Genomic DNA, 16,485 nt, shown 5'->3' with positions numbered 1-16,485 from the left:
TTTGAACTCAGTACTGTACTTTCTTCTCTTCGACATAAACACTCCTTTTGCCCATTATCAGGCTTCTTTGAAGTGTCCGCAAAATCGGGGTAGAACCCCCAGCGGTCATTGGCAGTAAAATCGTGCCTTTTTTAACTTGTTCCAATTCACTGTCACTCATTGCCGCGTCACTGGCAGCAAAATCGACAGTTTCATTGATGAAATCCTGGATACCTGCGCCACTACCTTTTGATTGATAGTCGATACGCACGCCATCAGTTTGTTTGCTGTAGTCTTTAAACCACTTGTTATAAAGAGGGGCTGGGAAGCTGGCACCTGAACCATTTAATTTAAGATCAGCATACGCAGCGGTTGAACTCATGGCACCAATAAGTGCGCCTATGACAAAAACTGACTTTGCGCGCTTCGCAAATAGTTTCATAAAAACTCCTGACTAGTGATAAAAATAGAGCAAGTGGTTTACAAGTCACTAAGCCTATCCGCCGTTTGTTAAAGATTTATGACAAGGGCTTAAAAGTTGGATTTTTATTAGTAAGCGCGATTTTCAGAGGTGTTTAAGTAGGTAATAAAAGAGCTGAATTCAAAGTTAATGATTGAAATGCAAGACTTTTATATAAACAGCTGCTCTGCGTTAGTACGAAACGCCTAGTTAACGTTACGAGCAGTGTTTTCAATAAGCTTTGGGAAAAAATAAATGTTGCCGTGATCTGCAAGGTGTTAAAACTTTGGTATTTGTAACAGCTGAGTAGCTGATATTCTTCGAAACGGTATTTATAAGGGTAAAAGGTTATTATGATTTTAGATATTGCTGCAGCCTGTGATTGAAGATTAGGACAACAGTTTCATGTTATTACGATAATGCCTGTGACAGGCAAATTTCAGGCATAAAAAAACCTCAGAAGTGATACTTGCTGAGGTTCTTTAAATCATTGGCTCCCCGAGCTGGACTCGAACCAGCGACCCAATGATTAACAGTCATTTGCTCTACCAACTGAGCTATCGGGGAACAGAAAGATGGCTATGATAGTGATTTGAGCCCTGAGGGTCAAGGATTAGTGCTAATTTTTTTGAGCCTCTAAATGAGCCGCTTTATATGTTATTGATTGTAATATTTTTTAGCCGGTTTAATTTAAGCAAAAATTACATTTTTCACGTTCAGCAGCGATAATATGAAATGTATTATTCCGGTAAGCTCTGCCGTTAGAGCTCCTATTTAGGATATTTATTTTCAATTATTAATTGTTTAGTATCGTGGTTATATCGACCCCAGCGTACTTTCATCATGAGCTGGATGAAAATCCGGATGCTTTACATTTATCGGGCAACATGGGTGAAATGGCCATTCATTACATTCTGTAAAAGGCGAGGTTAAGAGGAAATCCGGTGAAGTATATAAACATTCCCTGGGTTCAGACCGGGCGAATGTGGTGGATCAGAATGTTCAGCAAGTTCTGTACAAGGGCTACTGCTGAATAGTGGGGGATCAAAAACAGAATTTGAATAACAGCCGGCAGAACCGGCCGTTATTCAAAGCACTACAGACGTCGCTAAAATAGTTTATTGTTCAATAAATTCAGCAATACGTTGTAAAGCATTTTGTAAGTTGTTTTCGCTGGTAGCAATTGATAAACGGATATGGTTTTTCAGACCGAATGCTGTACCAGGCACTACCGCAACGCCTTTTTCAACCAGTAAGGCTTCGGCGAAATCCATATCATCGTTGAGATCTGGTTTATTTGCTAAGACACCAGTGATGTCCGGAAACACATAAAATGTTCCGTCTGTTTCCAAAGCGGTAATTCCTGACATCTTGTTTAATGCTTCAACTACGAAATCATGGCGTTTTTTGAACGCAACCAGCATGGTTTGTACGCAACCTTGATCACCATTCAAGGCTTCAACAGAAGCAGCTTGTGAAATCGACGTCGGGTTGGACGTGCTTTGCGATTGGATTTTTTTCATCGCGCCGATCAGTTGAGCAGGACCACCGGCATAACCGATACGCCAGCCAGTCATGGAATAGGCTTTTGACACGCCATTCATGACGATGGTGCGGTCATACAGATCCGGACAGGCCATGACGATATTGTAAAATGGTTCATCGGCCCAATATATATGTTCGTACATGTCATCGGTGGCGATAAGAATATCGGGGTACTTACGCAAAACTTCACCCAATGCTTCAAGTTCAGCTTTGGTGTAGGTCATGCCTGTCGGGTTGGAAGGGCTGTTAATGACAAATAAACGGGTTTTGTCGGTAATCGCATCTTCCAGTTGTCGTGGAGTGATTTTATAACGCTGATCGCGGTCGCCAATGATGATGACCGGTTTGGCATCAGCGAGTAATACCATATCAGGATAAGATACCCAGTAAGGTGCCGGGATAATAACTTCATCGCCAGACTCTAATAAAGCCTGTGCCAGATTGAAGAAGCTTTGTTTACCACCACATGAAACCAGAATTTGGTTGGCTTCATATGTTAAACCGTTATCGCGAGAAAACTTTTTAATGATGGCATTTTTCAATTCAGCTGTACCATCAACCGCGGTATATTTGGTTTGGCCTTTATTAAGCGCTTCGACTGCTGCTTGCTTGATATGATCCGGCGTATCGAAATCCGGTTCACCGGCACCAAGACCAATTATATCTTTACCTTCGGCTCTCAAGGCCGCGGCGCGTGCGGTAATGGCTAAAGTAGGCGAGGGTTTGATGCTTTGTACGCGCTGTGAGAGTTTGATAGTCAAAATCTGTCCTTCGAGAAACGATAAGTGATTAGAAAACCGTAATATACGATAAACACGGACATTGCTAAAGAGTATGAAAAAACAATTTGAGTTAGTGAGTGAGTTTGAACCGGCAGGGGATCAACCAACCGCGATTGCATCGCTGGTTGAGGGATTAAACAACGGTGAGATGTGGCAGACCCTGTTAGGCGTTACTGGCTCGGGAAAAACCTTCACTATTGCCAATGTTGCGCAAGCTGTGCAGCGTCCGGTCATGGTCTTAGCACCCAATAAAACCCTGGCTGCGCAGCTTTATAGTGAGATGAAAGAGTTCTTTCCGAATAATGCGGTGGAATATTTTGTTTCCTACTATGATTATTATCAGCCAGAAGCGTACGTACCCTCATCCGATACCTTTATAGATAAGGATGCATCGGTTAACGAGCAGATTGAACAGATGCGTTTGTCGGCGACGAAAGCCATGCTTGAGCGGCGTGATGCGATTATCGTTTCCAGTGTGTCGTGTATCTACGGTTTGGGCGAGAAAGATGCCTATCTGGCGATGGTGTTACATCTGGTGCAGGGCGATGTCATTAATCAGCGAGAAATTCTGCGTCGTTTAGCTGAATTGCAGTATTCACGGAATGATATAGAACTGTCTCGTGGTACCTATCGGGTGCGCGGCGAGGTGATTGATATTTTCCCGGCAGAATCCGAGCGTGATGCAGTCAGAATTGAACTGTTTGATGACGAAGTTGAGCAAATCAGTTATTTCGATCCATTGACAGGTGAAGTGCTGCAACGCATGAATCGCATTACCATCTATCCTAAAACTCACTATGCCACACCACGCGAGACCATATTAGGAGCCGTCGATTCGATTAAGGATGAATTGCGTGAGCGACTGGCAGAATTAAATGAACAAAATAAACTGGTAGAAGCACAGCGTTTGGAGCAGCGAACCCGTTTTGATATTGAAATGTTGTTAGAGCTTGGCTACTGCAACGGTATCGAAAACTATTCGCGACATTTATCCACCCGTCAGGCTGGCGAAGCTCCACCGACATTATTTGATTATTTGCCGGATGATGCCATTCTGATTATTGACGAAAGCCACGTGATGATTCCGCAGATTGGCGCGATGTATAAAGGTGATCGGTCACGTAAAGAAACACTGGTGAATTATGGTTTCCGGTTACCATCCGCGTTGGATAACCGGCCATTGATGTTTGATGAATGGGAAAAGCTGGCACCACAGACTATTTTTGTTTCTGCCACACCGGGTAAATACGAAGCTGAACATGCAGGCAATATTGTCGAACAGGTGGTGCGACCTACGGGACTGATTGATCCCGAAGTGGAAATTCGTCCAGTTGGCACACAGGTCGATGACTTACTGTCTGAGATTCATAAAAGAACAGCCGTCAACGAACGGGTTCTGGTCACCACATTGACCAAACGCATGTCCGAAGATCTCACTGATTATTTACGTGAACACAATGTCAAAGTGCGTTACCTGCACTCGGATATCGATACCGTTGAGCGGATGGAAATATTACGTGATCTGCGTTTGGGCGAATTTGATGTATTAATAGGTATCAACTTGCTGCGTGAAGGTTTGGATATTCCTGAAGTATCATTAGTCGCCATTCTTGACGCGGATAAAGAGGGCTTTCTGCGCAGTGACCGTTCATTAATCCAAACCATCGGGCGTGCGGCCCGTAACCTCAATGGTAAAGCGATCTTATATGCCGACCAGATTACCGGCTCAATGCGTCGGGCGATTGATGAAACTGACCGTCGACGAGAAAAGCAGATCGCTCATAACGTCGAACATGGCATTACGCCAAAAGGCATTATCAAATCAATTCGGGGTGGGATGGATGACTCTAAGAGCAAAAAAGAGGAAAATCTGCGTTTTGCCGAAGTGGCTGAAGAATATGCCAAATATGCAGCGTTATCTCCTCAGCAGTTAGCTAAACGCATTCAGCAGATTGAAAGTGCGATGTACAAACATGCACAGAACCTGGAGTTCGAAGAAGCCGCCAATTTACGCGATGAGCTGGAAAAGGTGAAAAAGATGGCGTTAGGCCCAGTGACACTTTAAATGGATATCTCTGCTGAAGACGATATTGATGCTCAATAAATACCATGTCACGAGGCGGCATAAAGCGCTTGCAAAAAATGCCTGACTGCGTATAATTTCGCGCTTCACAGTAGGCACGTAGCTCAGTTGGTTAGAGCACCACCTTGACATGGTGGGGGTCGTTGGTTCGAATCCAATCGTGCCTACCAGATATATACATCAAGCACCTCTTGCAGGTGCTTTTTGGTTTTTAAGGCCTCTCGTATTGGCCACAACCAAGGATATAGTATGATTTCAATTACCCTTCCTGATGGCAGCCAACGCCAGTTCGACCACCCTGTTTCAATTCATGATGTCGCCGCCGATATCGGTGCCGGTTTAGCCCGCGCAGCACTGGCAGGTAAAGTGAATGGCAAACTGGTCGATACCAATTACGTTATTGAAGATGATGCCGAACTTGCCATCATTACCGAACGTGATGAAGAAGGGCTTGATATCATCCGACACTCGACTTCACATCTGTTGGCTCAAGCGGTAAAACAACTTTATCCTGATGCTCAGGTCACTATCGGCCCAGTCATTGATGATGGCTTTTATTACGACTTTTCTTATCCAAAAGGTTTTACGCCGGAAGATTTGGAAAAGATCGAGAAACGCATGGAAGAGCTGGTTAAACAGGATCTGCAAGTGGTGCGTGAAGAAGTCACCCGTGATGCAGCAGTGCAGATCTTTCGTGAAATGGGTGAAGAATATAAAGCTCAGATCATCGAAGATATCCCCAAGGACGAAATACTGTCCGTCTATCGTCAGGGCGAGTTTATGGATTTATGCCGTGGTCCGCACGTACCGAATACCGGAAAACTTAAAGCATTCAAACTGATGAAACTGGCCGGTGCTTATTGGCGTGGTAAATCCGAAAATGAAATGCTGCAGCGTATTTATGGCACTGCCTGGTCTGATAAAAAAGATCTGAAAGCCTATTTACATCGTCTGGAAGAAGCTGAAAAACGCGATCACCGTAAACTGGCGAAAAGTCTGGATCTGTTCCATCTGCAGGATGAAGCGGCCGGCATGATCTTCTGGCATGACAATGGCTGGCGGATTTATCGTGAAGTAGAAAAATATATTCGCGATGTGTTGGCCAACAACGGATATCAGGAAGTACGTACTCCACAAGTTGTGGATCGTAGTCTGTGGGAGAAATCCGGTCACTGGGACAAATTTGGCGACATGATTTTCAGCACTCACTCTGAAAATCGCGATTATGCGGTCAAACCGATGAATTGCCCATGCCATATCCAGATATTTAATCAGGGTCTGAAAAGCTACCGTGATTTACCGTTACGCATGGCGGAATTTGGTTCCTGCCATCGTAATGAACCTTCGGGCACTTTACATGGCTTGATGCGTCTGCGTGGATTCACTCAGGATGATGCGCATATTTTCTGTACAGAAGACCAGATTCAGACCGAAGTTTCTACCTTTATTGATTTGCTGTTTAACGTTTATGCCGATTTTGGCTTTAACGAAATTATTATCAAGCTTTCAACTCGGCCGGAAAATCGTGTGGGAAGTGACGCGGTTTGGGATAAAGCGGAACATGCGCTGGAACAGGCATTAAATGCCAAAGATCTGGCTTGGGAGTTGCAACCTGGCGAGGGTGCGTTCTACGGACCGAAGATTGAGTTCTCTCTTAAAGATTGTCTTGGACGCGTTTGGCAATGCGGCACAATTCAGGTCGATTTCTCCATGCCGGGTCGTTTGGATGCAACTTATGTGGCGGATGATGGTTCCAAACAGGTACCGGTCATGCTGCATCGTGCGATTCTTGGATCACTCGAACGTTTTATCGGTATACTCATCGAAGAATATGCTGGCGCGTTTCCGGCATGGCTTGCACCACGTCAGGTTATGGTCATGGGAATTACCGATAAACAGTCAGAATATGTTCAACAAATTGCCCAACAATTGAAAAATCAGGGATTTAGAGCCGATACGGACTTGAGAAATGAAAAGATTGGCTTTAAAATACGCGAGCACACATTGCGGCGCGTACCTTATCTGATCGTTGTTGGGGATCGCGAAGCACAAGAAAATGCCGTGGCAGTACGTACTCGCAAAGGCGAAGATTTAGGCGCTATGTCGCTTGAAAGCTTCGTTTCAATGCTTCAAGAAGACGTTGCTGGCCGCGGTCGAATTATTTTAGAGGATTAAAAACATCGCTACAGATCAAAAAAGGCTGAATTCTGAAATCACAGCCAAAGAAATTCGTGTAACCGATGCAAACGGTGAACAACTAGGCGTTATCTCATTGGCGAGAGCCTTGGAGTTAGCTGAAGAAGCCGAGCTCGATTTGGTGGAGATTGCCCCTCAGGCAGAACCACCAGTCTGCCGTATTATGGATTACGGCAAGTATGTGTTTGAGGCTAATAAACAAAAGGCCATTGCGAAGAAAAAGCAAAAACAGATACAGGTAAAGGAAATAAAATTCCGACCAGGGACGGAAGAGGGTGACTATCAGGTAAAACTACGCAACCTGACACGTTTCCTCGAAGAAGGTAACAAAGCCAAAGTCAGCCTCCGCTTTCGTGGACGTGAGATGGCCCATCAGGACCTAGGATTGAAACTGCTCGAACGAGTAGCCGATGATCTGAAAGAACTGTCGGTTATTGAGCAACATCCGAAGAAAGAGGGCCGGCAAATGATTATGGTTTTGGCACCAAGTAATAAAAAATAACTATTAATTAACAATGCGGAGTTCCAAATGCCAAAATTGAAAAATCATAGCGGTGCGGCCAAGCGTTTCAAACGTACCGGTAGCGGAAAATTTAAACGTGCTCAAGCGTTTACCAGTCACATCCTGACCAAGAAAAGCACTAAGCGGAAACGCCAACTGCGTTCCACGCTGACAATCTGTAAAGCAGATCATTTGTCAGTCCGCAAATTACTGCCTCTTCTATAATTAAGGAGTATTCCGATGCCTAGAGTAAAACGTGGTGTAACAGCCCGCGCCCGTCATAAAAAAGTTATCGCGCAGGCCAAAGGTTATTATGGCCGTCGCAAGAATGTTTATCGTGTAGCTGTCCAGGCAGTTACTAAAGCCGGTCAATATGCATACCGTGATCGTCGTCAGAAAAAACGTGTATTCCGTACTTTGTGGATCGCGCGTATCAATGCTGCAGCCCGTGAATGTGGAATGTCTTACAGCCGGTTGATTGATGGTCTGAAAAAATCATCTATCGAAATCGATCGTAAAGTATTGGCAGATATTGCTTATCACGATTCTGCTGCGTTTGCTGCTATTGCTGCAAAAGCAAAGGCGGCTTTGGCTAACTAATCACTCGGTTCGTTTAAGCGCGAATCATATTGTTAGTTGCACAGGAAAGGGCCGTTGATGACGGCCCTTTTTTATTTCTGATTGATCCTCAGGTGGAGGAAATATGGCTGAACTGTCATCGCAGTTACTGGCATTAAAAGAGATTGTTGAGGCAGCGAAGACCGCGATTGAAAACGCGACCGATGCTAAAACACTGGACAATGTTCGAGTTGAGTATTTAGGCAAAAAAGGCTTGATTACCGGCTATGTAAAAGAATTGGGTAATCTGAGTGTTGAGGAACGGCCTTTAATTGGTAAAGAAGTCAATCTGGCCAAGCAGGAAGTTGCGGGTCTCACCGAAGCACGTACAAAAGTTCTGGCTGAACAGGCAATGCAGGCAGCACTCGCAGCAGAAACAGTAGATGTGACTCTACCAGGTCGTAATGCTGAAGTTGGCGGACTTCATCCGGTAACTCGAACTTTACAACGCATTGAACAATATTTTCGTCAAATCGGCTTTCAAATTGCCGAAGGTCCAGAAATCGAAGATGGTGATCATAATTTCACAGCATTGAACATTCCTGAAAGTCATCCTGCGCGAGCCATGCACGATACTTTTTATTTTAATGCTGAAATGTTGTTGCGTACTCATACCTCACCAGTTCAGATTCGGGTGATGGAAGAGCAGCAACCACCTTTACGTATTATCGCCCCGGGTCGTGTATATCGATGTGATTCTGATTTAACCCATACACCGATGTTCCATCAGGTTGAAGGTTTGATGGTGGATGAGAATGTCAGCTTTACTGATTTGAAAGGCATTTTGGCAGACTTCCTTCAGGCGTTCTTTGAAAAGCCGCTGAATGTTCGGTTTCGTCCTTCCTATTTTCCTTTTACCGAACCTTCGGCAGAAGCCGATATTGAGTGTGTTATCTGTGGTGGTGAAGGCTGTCGCGTCTGCAGTCATACCGGTTGGTTGGAAGTATTAGGCTGTGGCATGGTGCATCCGAAAGTATTCGAACACGTCAATATTGATAGTGAAAAATATCTGGGTCTGGCCTTTGGTATGGGTGTTGAGCGCCTGGCGATGCTGCGTTATGGCGTGAATGATCTGCGATTATTTTTTGAGAACGATCTGCGCTTCCTGCGTCAGTTCAAATAGGATAGGAAGTTCGCCATGAAATTAAGCGAAAATTGGCTACGTGAATGGGTAAATCCTGATTTCGATGTACAGGTGATTGCCGAAAAACTGACGCAAGCGGGTTTGGAAGTTGATTCGGTATCTCCGGTTGCTGGTGACTTTTCCGGTGTGTTGGTCGGACAGGTTAAATCAGTCGTTCCCCATCCGGATGCCGATAAATTACGGGTTTGTGAGGTAGATGTCGCCGGCGATGCGTTATTGCATATTGTCTGTGGTGCCAGCAATGTTCGTGAAGGTTTAAAAATTCCGGTTGCCGTAGTAGGCGCGGTATTACTTGGCGATTTCAAAATCAAAAAAGCCAAACTGCGCGGTGAGCCGTCATTCGGGATGTTATGTTCTGCCAAAGAATTAGGTTTGGCGGAATCCTCTGAAGGATTACTGGAATTACCTGAAGATGCGCCTGTGGGTAAAGATATTCGTGACTATTTGTCGTTAAATGATTTCACCATTGAAGTAGATTTAACCCCTAATCGCAGTGACTGCCTTGGCGTTGCTGGTATCGCACGTGAACTTGGTGTGGTGAGTCGTACAAATTTAACACCCGTGAAAATTAATGAAGTCGCTCCGGCCGTTGAAACACGCTTCCCGGTATCAGTCGAAGCCAACCAAGCCTGCGCAAATTATATTGGCCGGGTCATTGAGAATATTAATCCTGCAGCAAAAACCCCCTTATGGATGCAAGAAAAACTACGCCGAAGTGGTTTGCGTAGCCTGGGCGCCGTAGTCGATATCACCAACTATGTGATGCTCGAACTGGGCCAGCCGATGCATGCTTTTGATCTGCAGAAATTACAACAATTCATTACCGTGCGTTTTGCTAAACCCGGTGAAAAACTGACATTGCTAGATGGGCAAGAAGTAGAAATTGCTGAACAGACGCTGATTATTGCAGATGCTTCGGGTCCATTAGCTTTGGCTGGTGTGATGGGAGGAGAAGCTTCCGCTGTCACTGCACAGACAACCTCTTTGTTCCTGGAAGCGGCTTTTTTCGCCCCGGATGCCATCGCTGGTCAAGCCAGAAGTTATGGGTTGCATACCGATTCTTCACACCGGTTTGAACGTGGGGTGGATCCTCAGCTAGCTGAACAAGCCATGCATCGTGCTACCAGCTTGATTCTGGAAATTGCCGGTGGTCAGGCAGGCCCGTTAACAGTGGTCAATGACAAAGATGCATTACCTGAAACGCCGCAAATCCTGTTACGTGCAAATCGTATTAAGCGAGTATTGGGTATTGAACTTGAGGCTGCAGAAGTAGAAGAGCAGCTGACACGGTTGGGTCTGGAAGTTACTGCGATTAGAGATGGATGGTTGGTGATGGTGCCCAGCTTCCGATTTGATATTAATATCGAAGTGGATCTGATCGAAGAGTTGGGCCGTTTGTACGGTTATGATCGCTTGCCTCAGACTCGTCCGGAAATCAGTGTTTTACCCGGCACGATATCTGAAAAACGGCTGGCAACAGAACGTTTACAAAATCTGTTAGTTGATCGCGGTTATTTTGAGGCAATCACCTACAGCTTTGTTGATCCGACAGTGCAGCAGCACTTTGCTGACAGTGATATCGAACCGATTAAATTAGCCAATCCAATTTCTGCGGATTTGTCGGATATGCGGCATTCTCTGTGGCCGGGACTGGTGCAGGCAATGGTCTATAACCTGAATCGTCAGCATGATCGTGTTCGCTTGTTTGAGGTCGGACGCGTGTTTCGTGGTGAACTCGCCAATATTGATCAACATCAGTGTATTGGTGGGCTGATTTACGGTGACTTAAAATCGGAGCAATGGGCAGAAAAAAATCGTAAGGTTGATTTTTTTGATGTGAAAGCTGATGTAGAAGCGCTATTAGCTCTGGGAAATGGCAAAGTAGAATTTCGTGCTGAATCCCATCCTGCATTACACCCTGGACAGTCAGCACGTATTTATCAGGATAATAAAGCTGTTGGATGGATCGGTGCTTTACATCCAAAATTGAATAAACCATTAGGCTTTACTGGCAAAGCCTATGTTTTTGAATTGGCATTGACGGTTTGTCTGCAATCCGATGTGCCAAAATTTAGCACTTTGTCTCGTTATCCAGCTATTCGCAGGGATCTTGCATTAGTCGTCGACAATTCCGTTGTTGCCTTTGAAATAGAGCATTGCCTGAAAGGCATTGAGTCTGATATTCTTAAAGCAATTCAATTGTTTGACGTTTATTCTGGAGATGGTGTCGAGCTTGGTAAGAAGAGTATTGCGGTTGCCTTCCATCTTCAACATGGTGAGCGAACCATGACCGATGATGAAGTCGATGCATTAATGTTACAAATCACCCGGAAGTTGCAAAATGACTTGGGTGCGATGGTCAGAACCTAATGTCGGTTCAATAATAAGAATATAGAGGTAAAGAATGGCACTTACTAAAGCCGATATGACGGAACAACTATACGAAGAGTTGGGATTCAATAAACGAGAAGCAAAAGAACTGGTTGAAATGTTCTTTGAAGAAATCCGTGGAGCACTTGAGGAAGGTGATCAGGTGAAACTTTCAGGATTTGGTAATTTTGAACTGCGCGACAAAAATGAACGGCCTGGCCGTAACCCAAAAACGGGTGAAGAAATTCCAATTACTGCCCGTCGTGTTGTTACTTTCCGTCCTGGCCAAAAATTGAAAGCAAGGGTGGACAGTTATGCTAGAGGCGAGTAATAACAACGAACTACCAGCAATTCCTGGTAAGCGCTACTTTACTATTGGTGAAGTCAGTGAATTATGTGGCGTTAAACCTCATGTTTTACGTTACTGGGAGCAAGAGTTTACGCAGTTAAAACCGGTTAAACGTCGAGGTAATCGTCGTTACTACCAACGCCATGATGTGGTGCTGATCCGTGAAATTCGTGGACTGCTTTATGAACAAGGGTTTACTATTGGTGGTGCGCGCCAGCAACTGGAAACAGAACATAAACCTGAAGCCACGCATAATAATGAAAACCGCAAACAACTGATTAATGAAATGTTGAAAGAGCTGGAACAAATCCGCACGATTCTGGCTTAATACGTTATAATTTCACTGTTTTGTTGCTTGTCGGGGCATGGCGCAGCCTGGTAGCGCACTTGCATGGGGTGCAAGGGGTCGAAGGTTCAAATCCTTCTGTCCCGACCATTAGCAACTTTCAACTCATCACAACGCTCTTAATGGGCGTTGTTTTGTTTCTGCCGTTTGAAAAAACAGGATACTTCTATGCAATTTAATACCCTTGGTAATAGCGATTTAACTGTCAGCCAGATTTGTCTGGGCACGATGACCTATGGGGAACAAAACTCTCAACAAGAAGCATTCGAGCAGCTGGATTATGCTATTGCTCAAGGTATTAATTTCATTGATACAGCGGAGTTGTATGCCATACCACCTAAAGCAGAAACATATGGTGCAACCGAATCCATTATTGGAAATTGGATAGCACAACGCGGCCGACGCGAAGATTTGGTTCTTGCAAGTAAAATCGCTGGACCCGGTGCGGACTGGGTAGGTCATATTCGCCAGGGAAAATCACGGTTTGACGACAAAAATATCAGCGAAGCACTCAATAACAGCTTGCAACGTTTGCAAACCGATTATCTGGATTTATATCAGTTACACTGGCCTGAACGCCAAACCAATTATTTTGGCAAGTTGGGCTATCAACCGGATCCCGCCGAAGCCGCAATGACACCTGTTATCGAAACACTGCAAGCACTTGAAAAGCAGGTTAAAGCCGGCAAAATTCGTTATATCGGGCTATCGAATGAAACACCTTGGGGGCTGATGCAGTTTATTTCTGTGGCCAAGGCGATGAATCTCCCTGTGATAGCGTCAGTTCAAAATCCTTACAGTCTACTCAATCGTACTTTTGAAATTGGCTGTGCTGAAATCAGCTATCGTGAAAACGTGCCATTATTGGCATATTCACCGCTGGGCTTTGGCGTTCTGACGGGTAAGTATTTACAAAATGATGCACCTGCTACGGCTAGAATGAGTTTATGGCCGCATTATGCCCGTTATAGTAATTCACAAGCTGTTAAGGCTACTCAGGCCTATGTTGATTTAGCAAAACAACATCGATTAGATCCTGCGCAAATGGCCTTAGCTTATGTGAATAGCCGGCCGTTTGTGGCGTCTACTATCATTGGGGCGACCACAATGCAGCAATTACAAACCAACGTTGCCAGTGAACAATTAATTCTTAGTGATGAAGTTGTTAGCGCTATTGAGGATATCCATAAAACGACTCCTAATCCTGCGCCTTAAAATGCATTTCAGAAATGTGCGCTAGCGCAGGTTAAAGCATGCGCTGTTATGGTAGTTTATCTATTCAGTTATTATTGCTGATATAAACTGCTGCCGATCTATTCGGACATTCTTATATCAGTATTTCTATGCTTAGAAATTCAGGTATACGGCAACATGGATAGTCAATCCTTCTATACCGTGCTTATCGTCGATGACGATCCAGTCACGCGCTTATTGATGAAGCAATCACTCCAGGATCCGACTTTATCTATTATTGAAGCTGAAAATGGTGAACAGGCATTAACGCTTTTTGCTGAGTGTTTACCGGACATTACGATTCTAGATGTATCTATGCCAGGCATGGATGGCTTCAGTTGCTGCCGTCAGTTACGTCTACTTCCAAAGGGACAACATGCAGCCATTATGATGGTGACAGTGCATGACAGAGCTGAAGATATTGAGAAAGCATTTGAGGCAGGTGCCACAGACTTTATTACCAAACCGTTTAAATGGCCGTTATTTGCACACCGGGTTCGTTACATTTTAAAAGCGAACCATACCTTACTTGAGTTGAGCAAAAGTCGTTCTAAACTTGCCAAAGCACAAGCTATTGCGCACCTAATCTATTGGGAATGGGATTTTAAGCAGAACAAAATTCAGTGCAGCGCTGACTTATATCATTTACTGGGTATTCAAAACGTTTCACAGGGCATTTCATTCAAACAAGTGTTTCGGCATATCTTCGTTGATGATCGTCCCTTATATAAGCAGGCATTGCGTAGAGCTATTCAGCAAAAACATCCTTATGAAATTGAATATCGTATTCAGTCGAATAGTGGAAAGTTGTTTTATCTTCATGAACGAACGGAAATTAACGAAGACTATGATGGATGGAAGATTGTAGGCACCTTACAAGACATCACTTCTTTGAAACAATCTGAACAGGAAATAGCTTATTACACTTATTACGACACGCTGACAGATTTACCCAATCGGCGGTTGTTTATTGAACAGCTTGAAACGGCAATAGCCCGAGCCCGACATAAAAATCAATCATTAACGTTGATGTTTATTGATTTAGATCACTTTAAACACATTAATGATACCTATGGTCACCAGGTCGGAGATGCCTTGTTGTGTGAAGCGGCAGCAAGAATCAAAGACTGCTTGCGCGATGCCGATTTGATTGCCATAAGCAAAGACAAGGATGATTGCGTTGCCCGGTTTGCCGGTGATGAATTTACAGTCATGCTGACTGATATTGATAACGTGGACGTGCTGGCCAATATCGCTCAACGTATTGTGGCTAAATTTGAAAAGTCTTTTGATATCAAAACCCATCATGTCTTCAGTACGGTGAGTATTGGAATTGCTATTTTTCCTGGTGATGGAGATAACGTTCAAAGTCTGATGCAGCATGCCGATGTGGCGATGAATCATGCCAAGGAGTTGGGGCGTAATAATTATCAGTTTTTTTCTGCTGAGATGAATGATTATCTCTATGAGCGTTTGCAAACTGAGCAGGATCTTCGACAAGCCTTGGAACGTAATGAGTTTCTGTTATTTTATCAGCCGCAAATTGATGTAGAAACACAGAAAATTATTGGGTTTGAAGCATTATTACGCTGGCTGCATCCGGAAAAAGGATTGCTGGGGCCACTAACCTTTATAGATGTGGCTGAAAAGACCGGATTAATTGTAGCTATCGGCGAGTGGGTATTGAGTCATTCCTGTCTGCAAGTCAGACAATGGCAACAGAAATTTGCCCAACAATGGCGTGTTTCGGTGAATTTATCTGCCATGCAATTTAATCAGCAGTTATTATTGGAGCATGTGGGACAGAGTCTTAAAAATTCTGGTTTGCCCGCAGCATCATTAGAGTTGGAAATTACTGAAACAGCAATGCTCAAAGACGTAATGGAGACCATTCCATTATTGCAGGCATTAAAAGAAATGGGCGTCGGCTTGGCCATTGACGATTTTGGCACGGGTTATTCTTCGCTGAGTTATTTAAAAAACTTTCCAATCAATACGCTTAAAATTGATAAAAGTTTTGTCGATGAAATTGTCGATAATCCAAAAGATGCGGCTATTGCCCGAACCATTGTGCAATTAGCAGAGAATCTGGGATTGAGAACCATTGCTGAAGGGGTTGAAAGTGTTGAGCAGGTCAATATACTCACCAGCATGGGATGTAAGGAGTTACAAGGTTACTATTACAGTAAACCCCTGCCCGCAGGTGAAATTGAAAGACTCTTGGGAAGAGACGAAAACCTGCATAATAATTAACGTTGCTTGCCAGGCATTTTCACAACATCCTGTTCATCTTCATAACGGTCCAATAATCCAATATCCAAAACCGGTGATGCATCAATATGCTGCGCATCCATCATTTGTGCGACACGCTTCAATGCGGACATAATCATTGCTTGTTCCCATTCATCCAATTTACTGAATTCACGGGTAAAACGATCCTGAAGAGGAATGGGGGCACTCTTCAGCGTTTCGGTAGCTGTTTCGGTTAAATATGCGTGAACTTTACGTTTGTCAGTTTTAGAACGTTGACGATAAACCAACCCACGTTTTTCCAGTCGATCCAGAATTGTAGTCACTGTCGCCTGACTTAAACTCATTTCCTGAGCCAGCTCGCCAATCGTCACCTGCCCCTTATCACGTAATGTTTGCAATAAGAGGATCTGCGGTGCTGTCAGGCCGGTTGTCTTTGCTAAATACTTGGAATGTAAATCGGTAGCCCGAATGACCCGACGCAGAGCGATAAGCACTTCTTCAATATGATTCAACAGGTGTTCCCTTTGCTCTTTATTTAGACCAAGTGCGTCAATAGTTTCGGTATTAATTTGAATTGAATTCAACATATTTTCCCACGTTTTTAAATAAATTGTTCAACTTGGGT

Annotated in this window: 14 protein-coding genes and 3 tRNA genes; 13 read left to right on the top strand and 4 right to left on the bottom strand. The window is 44.2% G+C overall.

The window, feature by feature from the left end; all coding sequences use genetic code 11:
• Positions 1 to 7 precede the first annotated feature (7 nt).
• From LGT40_RS04575 to LGT40_RS04565, 3 genes are all read right to left on the bottom strand, one after another.
• The gene (locus LGT40_RS04575; RefSeq protein WP_226070061.1) at positions 8 to 421 is read right to left on the bottom strand and encodes a substrate-binding domain-containing protein; all 414 of its coding nucleotides are present in this window, start codon (positions 419 to 421) and stop codon (positions 8 to 10) included.
• A 509-nt stretch (positions 422 to 930) separates the two neighbouring features.
• Positions 931 to 1,006 (bottom strand) — tRNA-Asn (locus LGT40_RS04570).
• 551 nt (positions 1,007 to 1,557) lie between these two features.
• Entirely contained in the window at positions 1,558 to 2,745 is a 1,188-nt protein-coding gene (locus tag LGT40_RS04565) for a pyridoxal phosphate-dependent aminotransferase (protein ID WP_226070059.1), read from the bottom strand.
• A gap of 73 nt (positions 2,746 to 2,818) precedes the next feature.
• Here LGT40_RS04565 and uvrB point away from each other — a divergent pair, with 73 nt between their 5' ends.
• From uvrB to LGT40_RS04500, 13 genes are all read left to right on the top strand, one after another.
• A complete protein-coding gene (gene uvrB, locus LGT40_RS04560) occupies positions 2,819 to 4,831 on the top strand; it encodes an excinuclease ABC subunit UvrB (protein ID WP_226070057.1) in 2,013 nt (670 codons plus the stop codon).
• Positions 4,832 to 4,942: 111 nt separating this feature from the next.
• Positions 4,943 to 5,019 (top strand) — tRNA-Val (locus LGT40_RS04555).
• Positions 5,020 to 5,098: 79 nt separating this feature from the next.
• Positions 5,099 to 7,024: a threonine--tRNA ligase gene (thrS, locus tag LGT40_RS04550; RefSeq protein ID WP_226070056.1), complete on the top strand. Its 1,926-nt coding sequence runs from the start codon at positions 5,099 to 5,101 to the stop codon at positions 7,022 to 7,024.
• Positions 7,020 to 7,547 (top strand): translation initiation factor IF-3, encoded by a 528-nt coding sequence (infC, locus tag LGT40_RS04545; RefSeq protein WP_084003045.1) that lies wholly within the window; start codon positions 7,020 to 7,022, stop codon positions 7,545 to 7,547. Before thrS ends, infC begins: the two co-directional genes overlap by 5 nt.
• Positions 7,548 to 7,574: 27 nt before the next feature.
• Positions 7,575 to 7,772: a 50S ribosomal protein L35 gene (gene rpmI / locus LGT40_RS04540; RefSeq protein ID WP_014706666.1), complete on the top strand. Its 198-nt coding sequence runs from the start codon at positions 7,575 to 7,577 to the stop codon at positions 7,770 to 7,772.
• A 15-nt stretch (positions 7,773 to 7,787) separates the two neighbouring features.
• Positions 7,788 to 8,147 carry a 50S ribosomal protein L20 gene (gene rplT / locus LGT40_RS04535; RefSeq protein WP_226070054.1) on the top strand — a complete coding sequence of 120 codons (360 nt, stop codon included), beginning with the start codon at positions 7,788 to 7,790 and terminating at the stop codon, positions 8,145 to 8,147.
• A 103-nt stretch (positions 8,148 to 8,250) separates the two neighbouring features.
• Positions 8,251 to 9,288: a phenylalanine--tRNA ligase subunit alpha gene (pheS, locus tag LGT40_RS04530; RefSeq protein WP_226070052.1), complete on the top strand. Its 1,038-nt coding sequence runs from the start codon at positions 8,251 to 8,253 to the stop codon at positions 9,286 to 9,288.
• A gap of 15 nt (positions 9,289 to 9,303) precedes the next feature.
• Positions 9,304 to 11,679 (top strand): phenylalanine--tRNA ligase subunit beta, encoded by a 2,376-nt coding sequence (gene pheT / locus LGT40_RS04525; protein WP_226070051.1) that lies wholly within the window; start codon positions 9,304 to 9,306, stop codon positions 11,677 to 11,679.
• A gap of 34 nt (positions 11,680 to 11,713) precedes the next feature.
• Positions 11,714 to 12,010, top strand: coding sequence for an integration host factor subunit alpha (gene ihfA / locus LGT40_RS04520; RefSeq protein ID WP_014706670.1), 297 nt, complete (start codon positions 11,714 to 11,716; stop codon positions 12,008 to 12,010).
• The gene (locus tag LGT40_RS04515; protein ID WP_226070049.1) at positions 11,994 to 12,356 is read left to right on the top strand and encodes a MerR family transcriptional regulator; all 363 of its coding nucleotides are present in this window, start codon (positions 11,994 to 11,996) and stop codon (positions 12,354 to 12,356) included. The genes ihfA and LGT40_RS04515 overlap by 17 nt, the downstream gene beginning before the upstream one ends.
• 31 nt (positions 12,357 to 12,387) lie before the next feature.
• Positions 12,388 to 12,464, top strand: a tRNA-Pro gene (locus LGT40_RS04510).
• A gap of 78 nt (positions 12,465 to 12,542) precedes the next feature.
• Entirely contained in the window at positions 12,543 to 13,589 is a 1,047-nt protein-coding gene (locus tag LGT40_RS04505; protein WP_226070048.1) for an NADP(H)-dependent aldo-keto reductase, read from the top strand.
• Between the two features lie 156 nt (positions 13,590 to 13,745).
• Positions 13,746 to 15,860 (top strand): two-component system response regulator, encoded by a 2,115-nt coding sequence (locus tag LGT40_RS04500; protein ID WP_226070046.1) that lies wholly within the window; start codon positions 13,746 to 13,748, stop codon positions 15,858 to 15,860.
• Here LGT40_RS04500 and LGT40_RS04495 read toward each other — a convergent pair.
• A complete protein-coding gene (locus tag LGT40_RS04495) occupies positions 15,857 to 16,447 on the bottom strand; it encodes a MarR family winged helix-turn-helix transcriptional regulator (RefSeq protein WP_285229308.1) in 591 nt (196 codons plus the stop codon). The two genes, LGT40_RS04500 and LGT40_RS04495, sit on opposite strands and share 4 nt — an antisense overlap.
• Between the last annotated feature and the right edge of the window lie 38 nt (positions 16,448 to 16,485).

The sequence above is a fragment of the Methylophaga pinxianii genome, from assembly GCF_020447225.1.
GTDB lineage: Bacteria > Pseudomonadota > Gammaproteobacteria > Nitrosococcales > Methylophagaceae > Methylophaga > Methylophaga pinxianii.
This window is presented reverse-complemented; position numbering and strand designations above follow the sequence as displayed.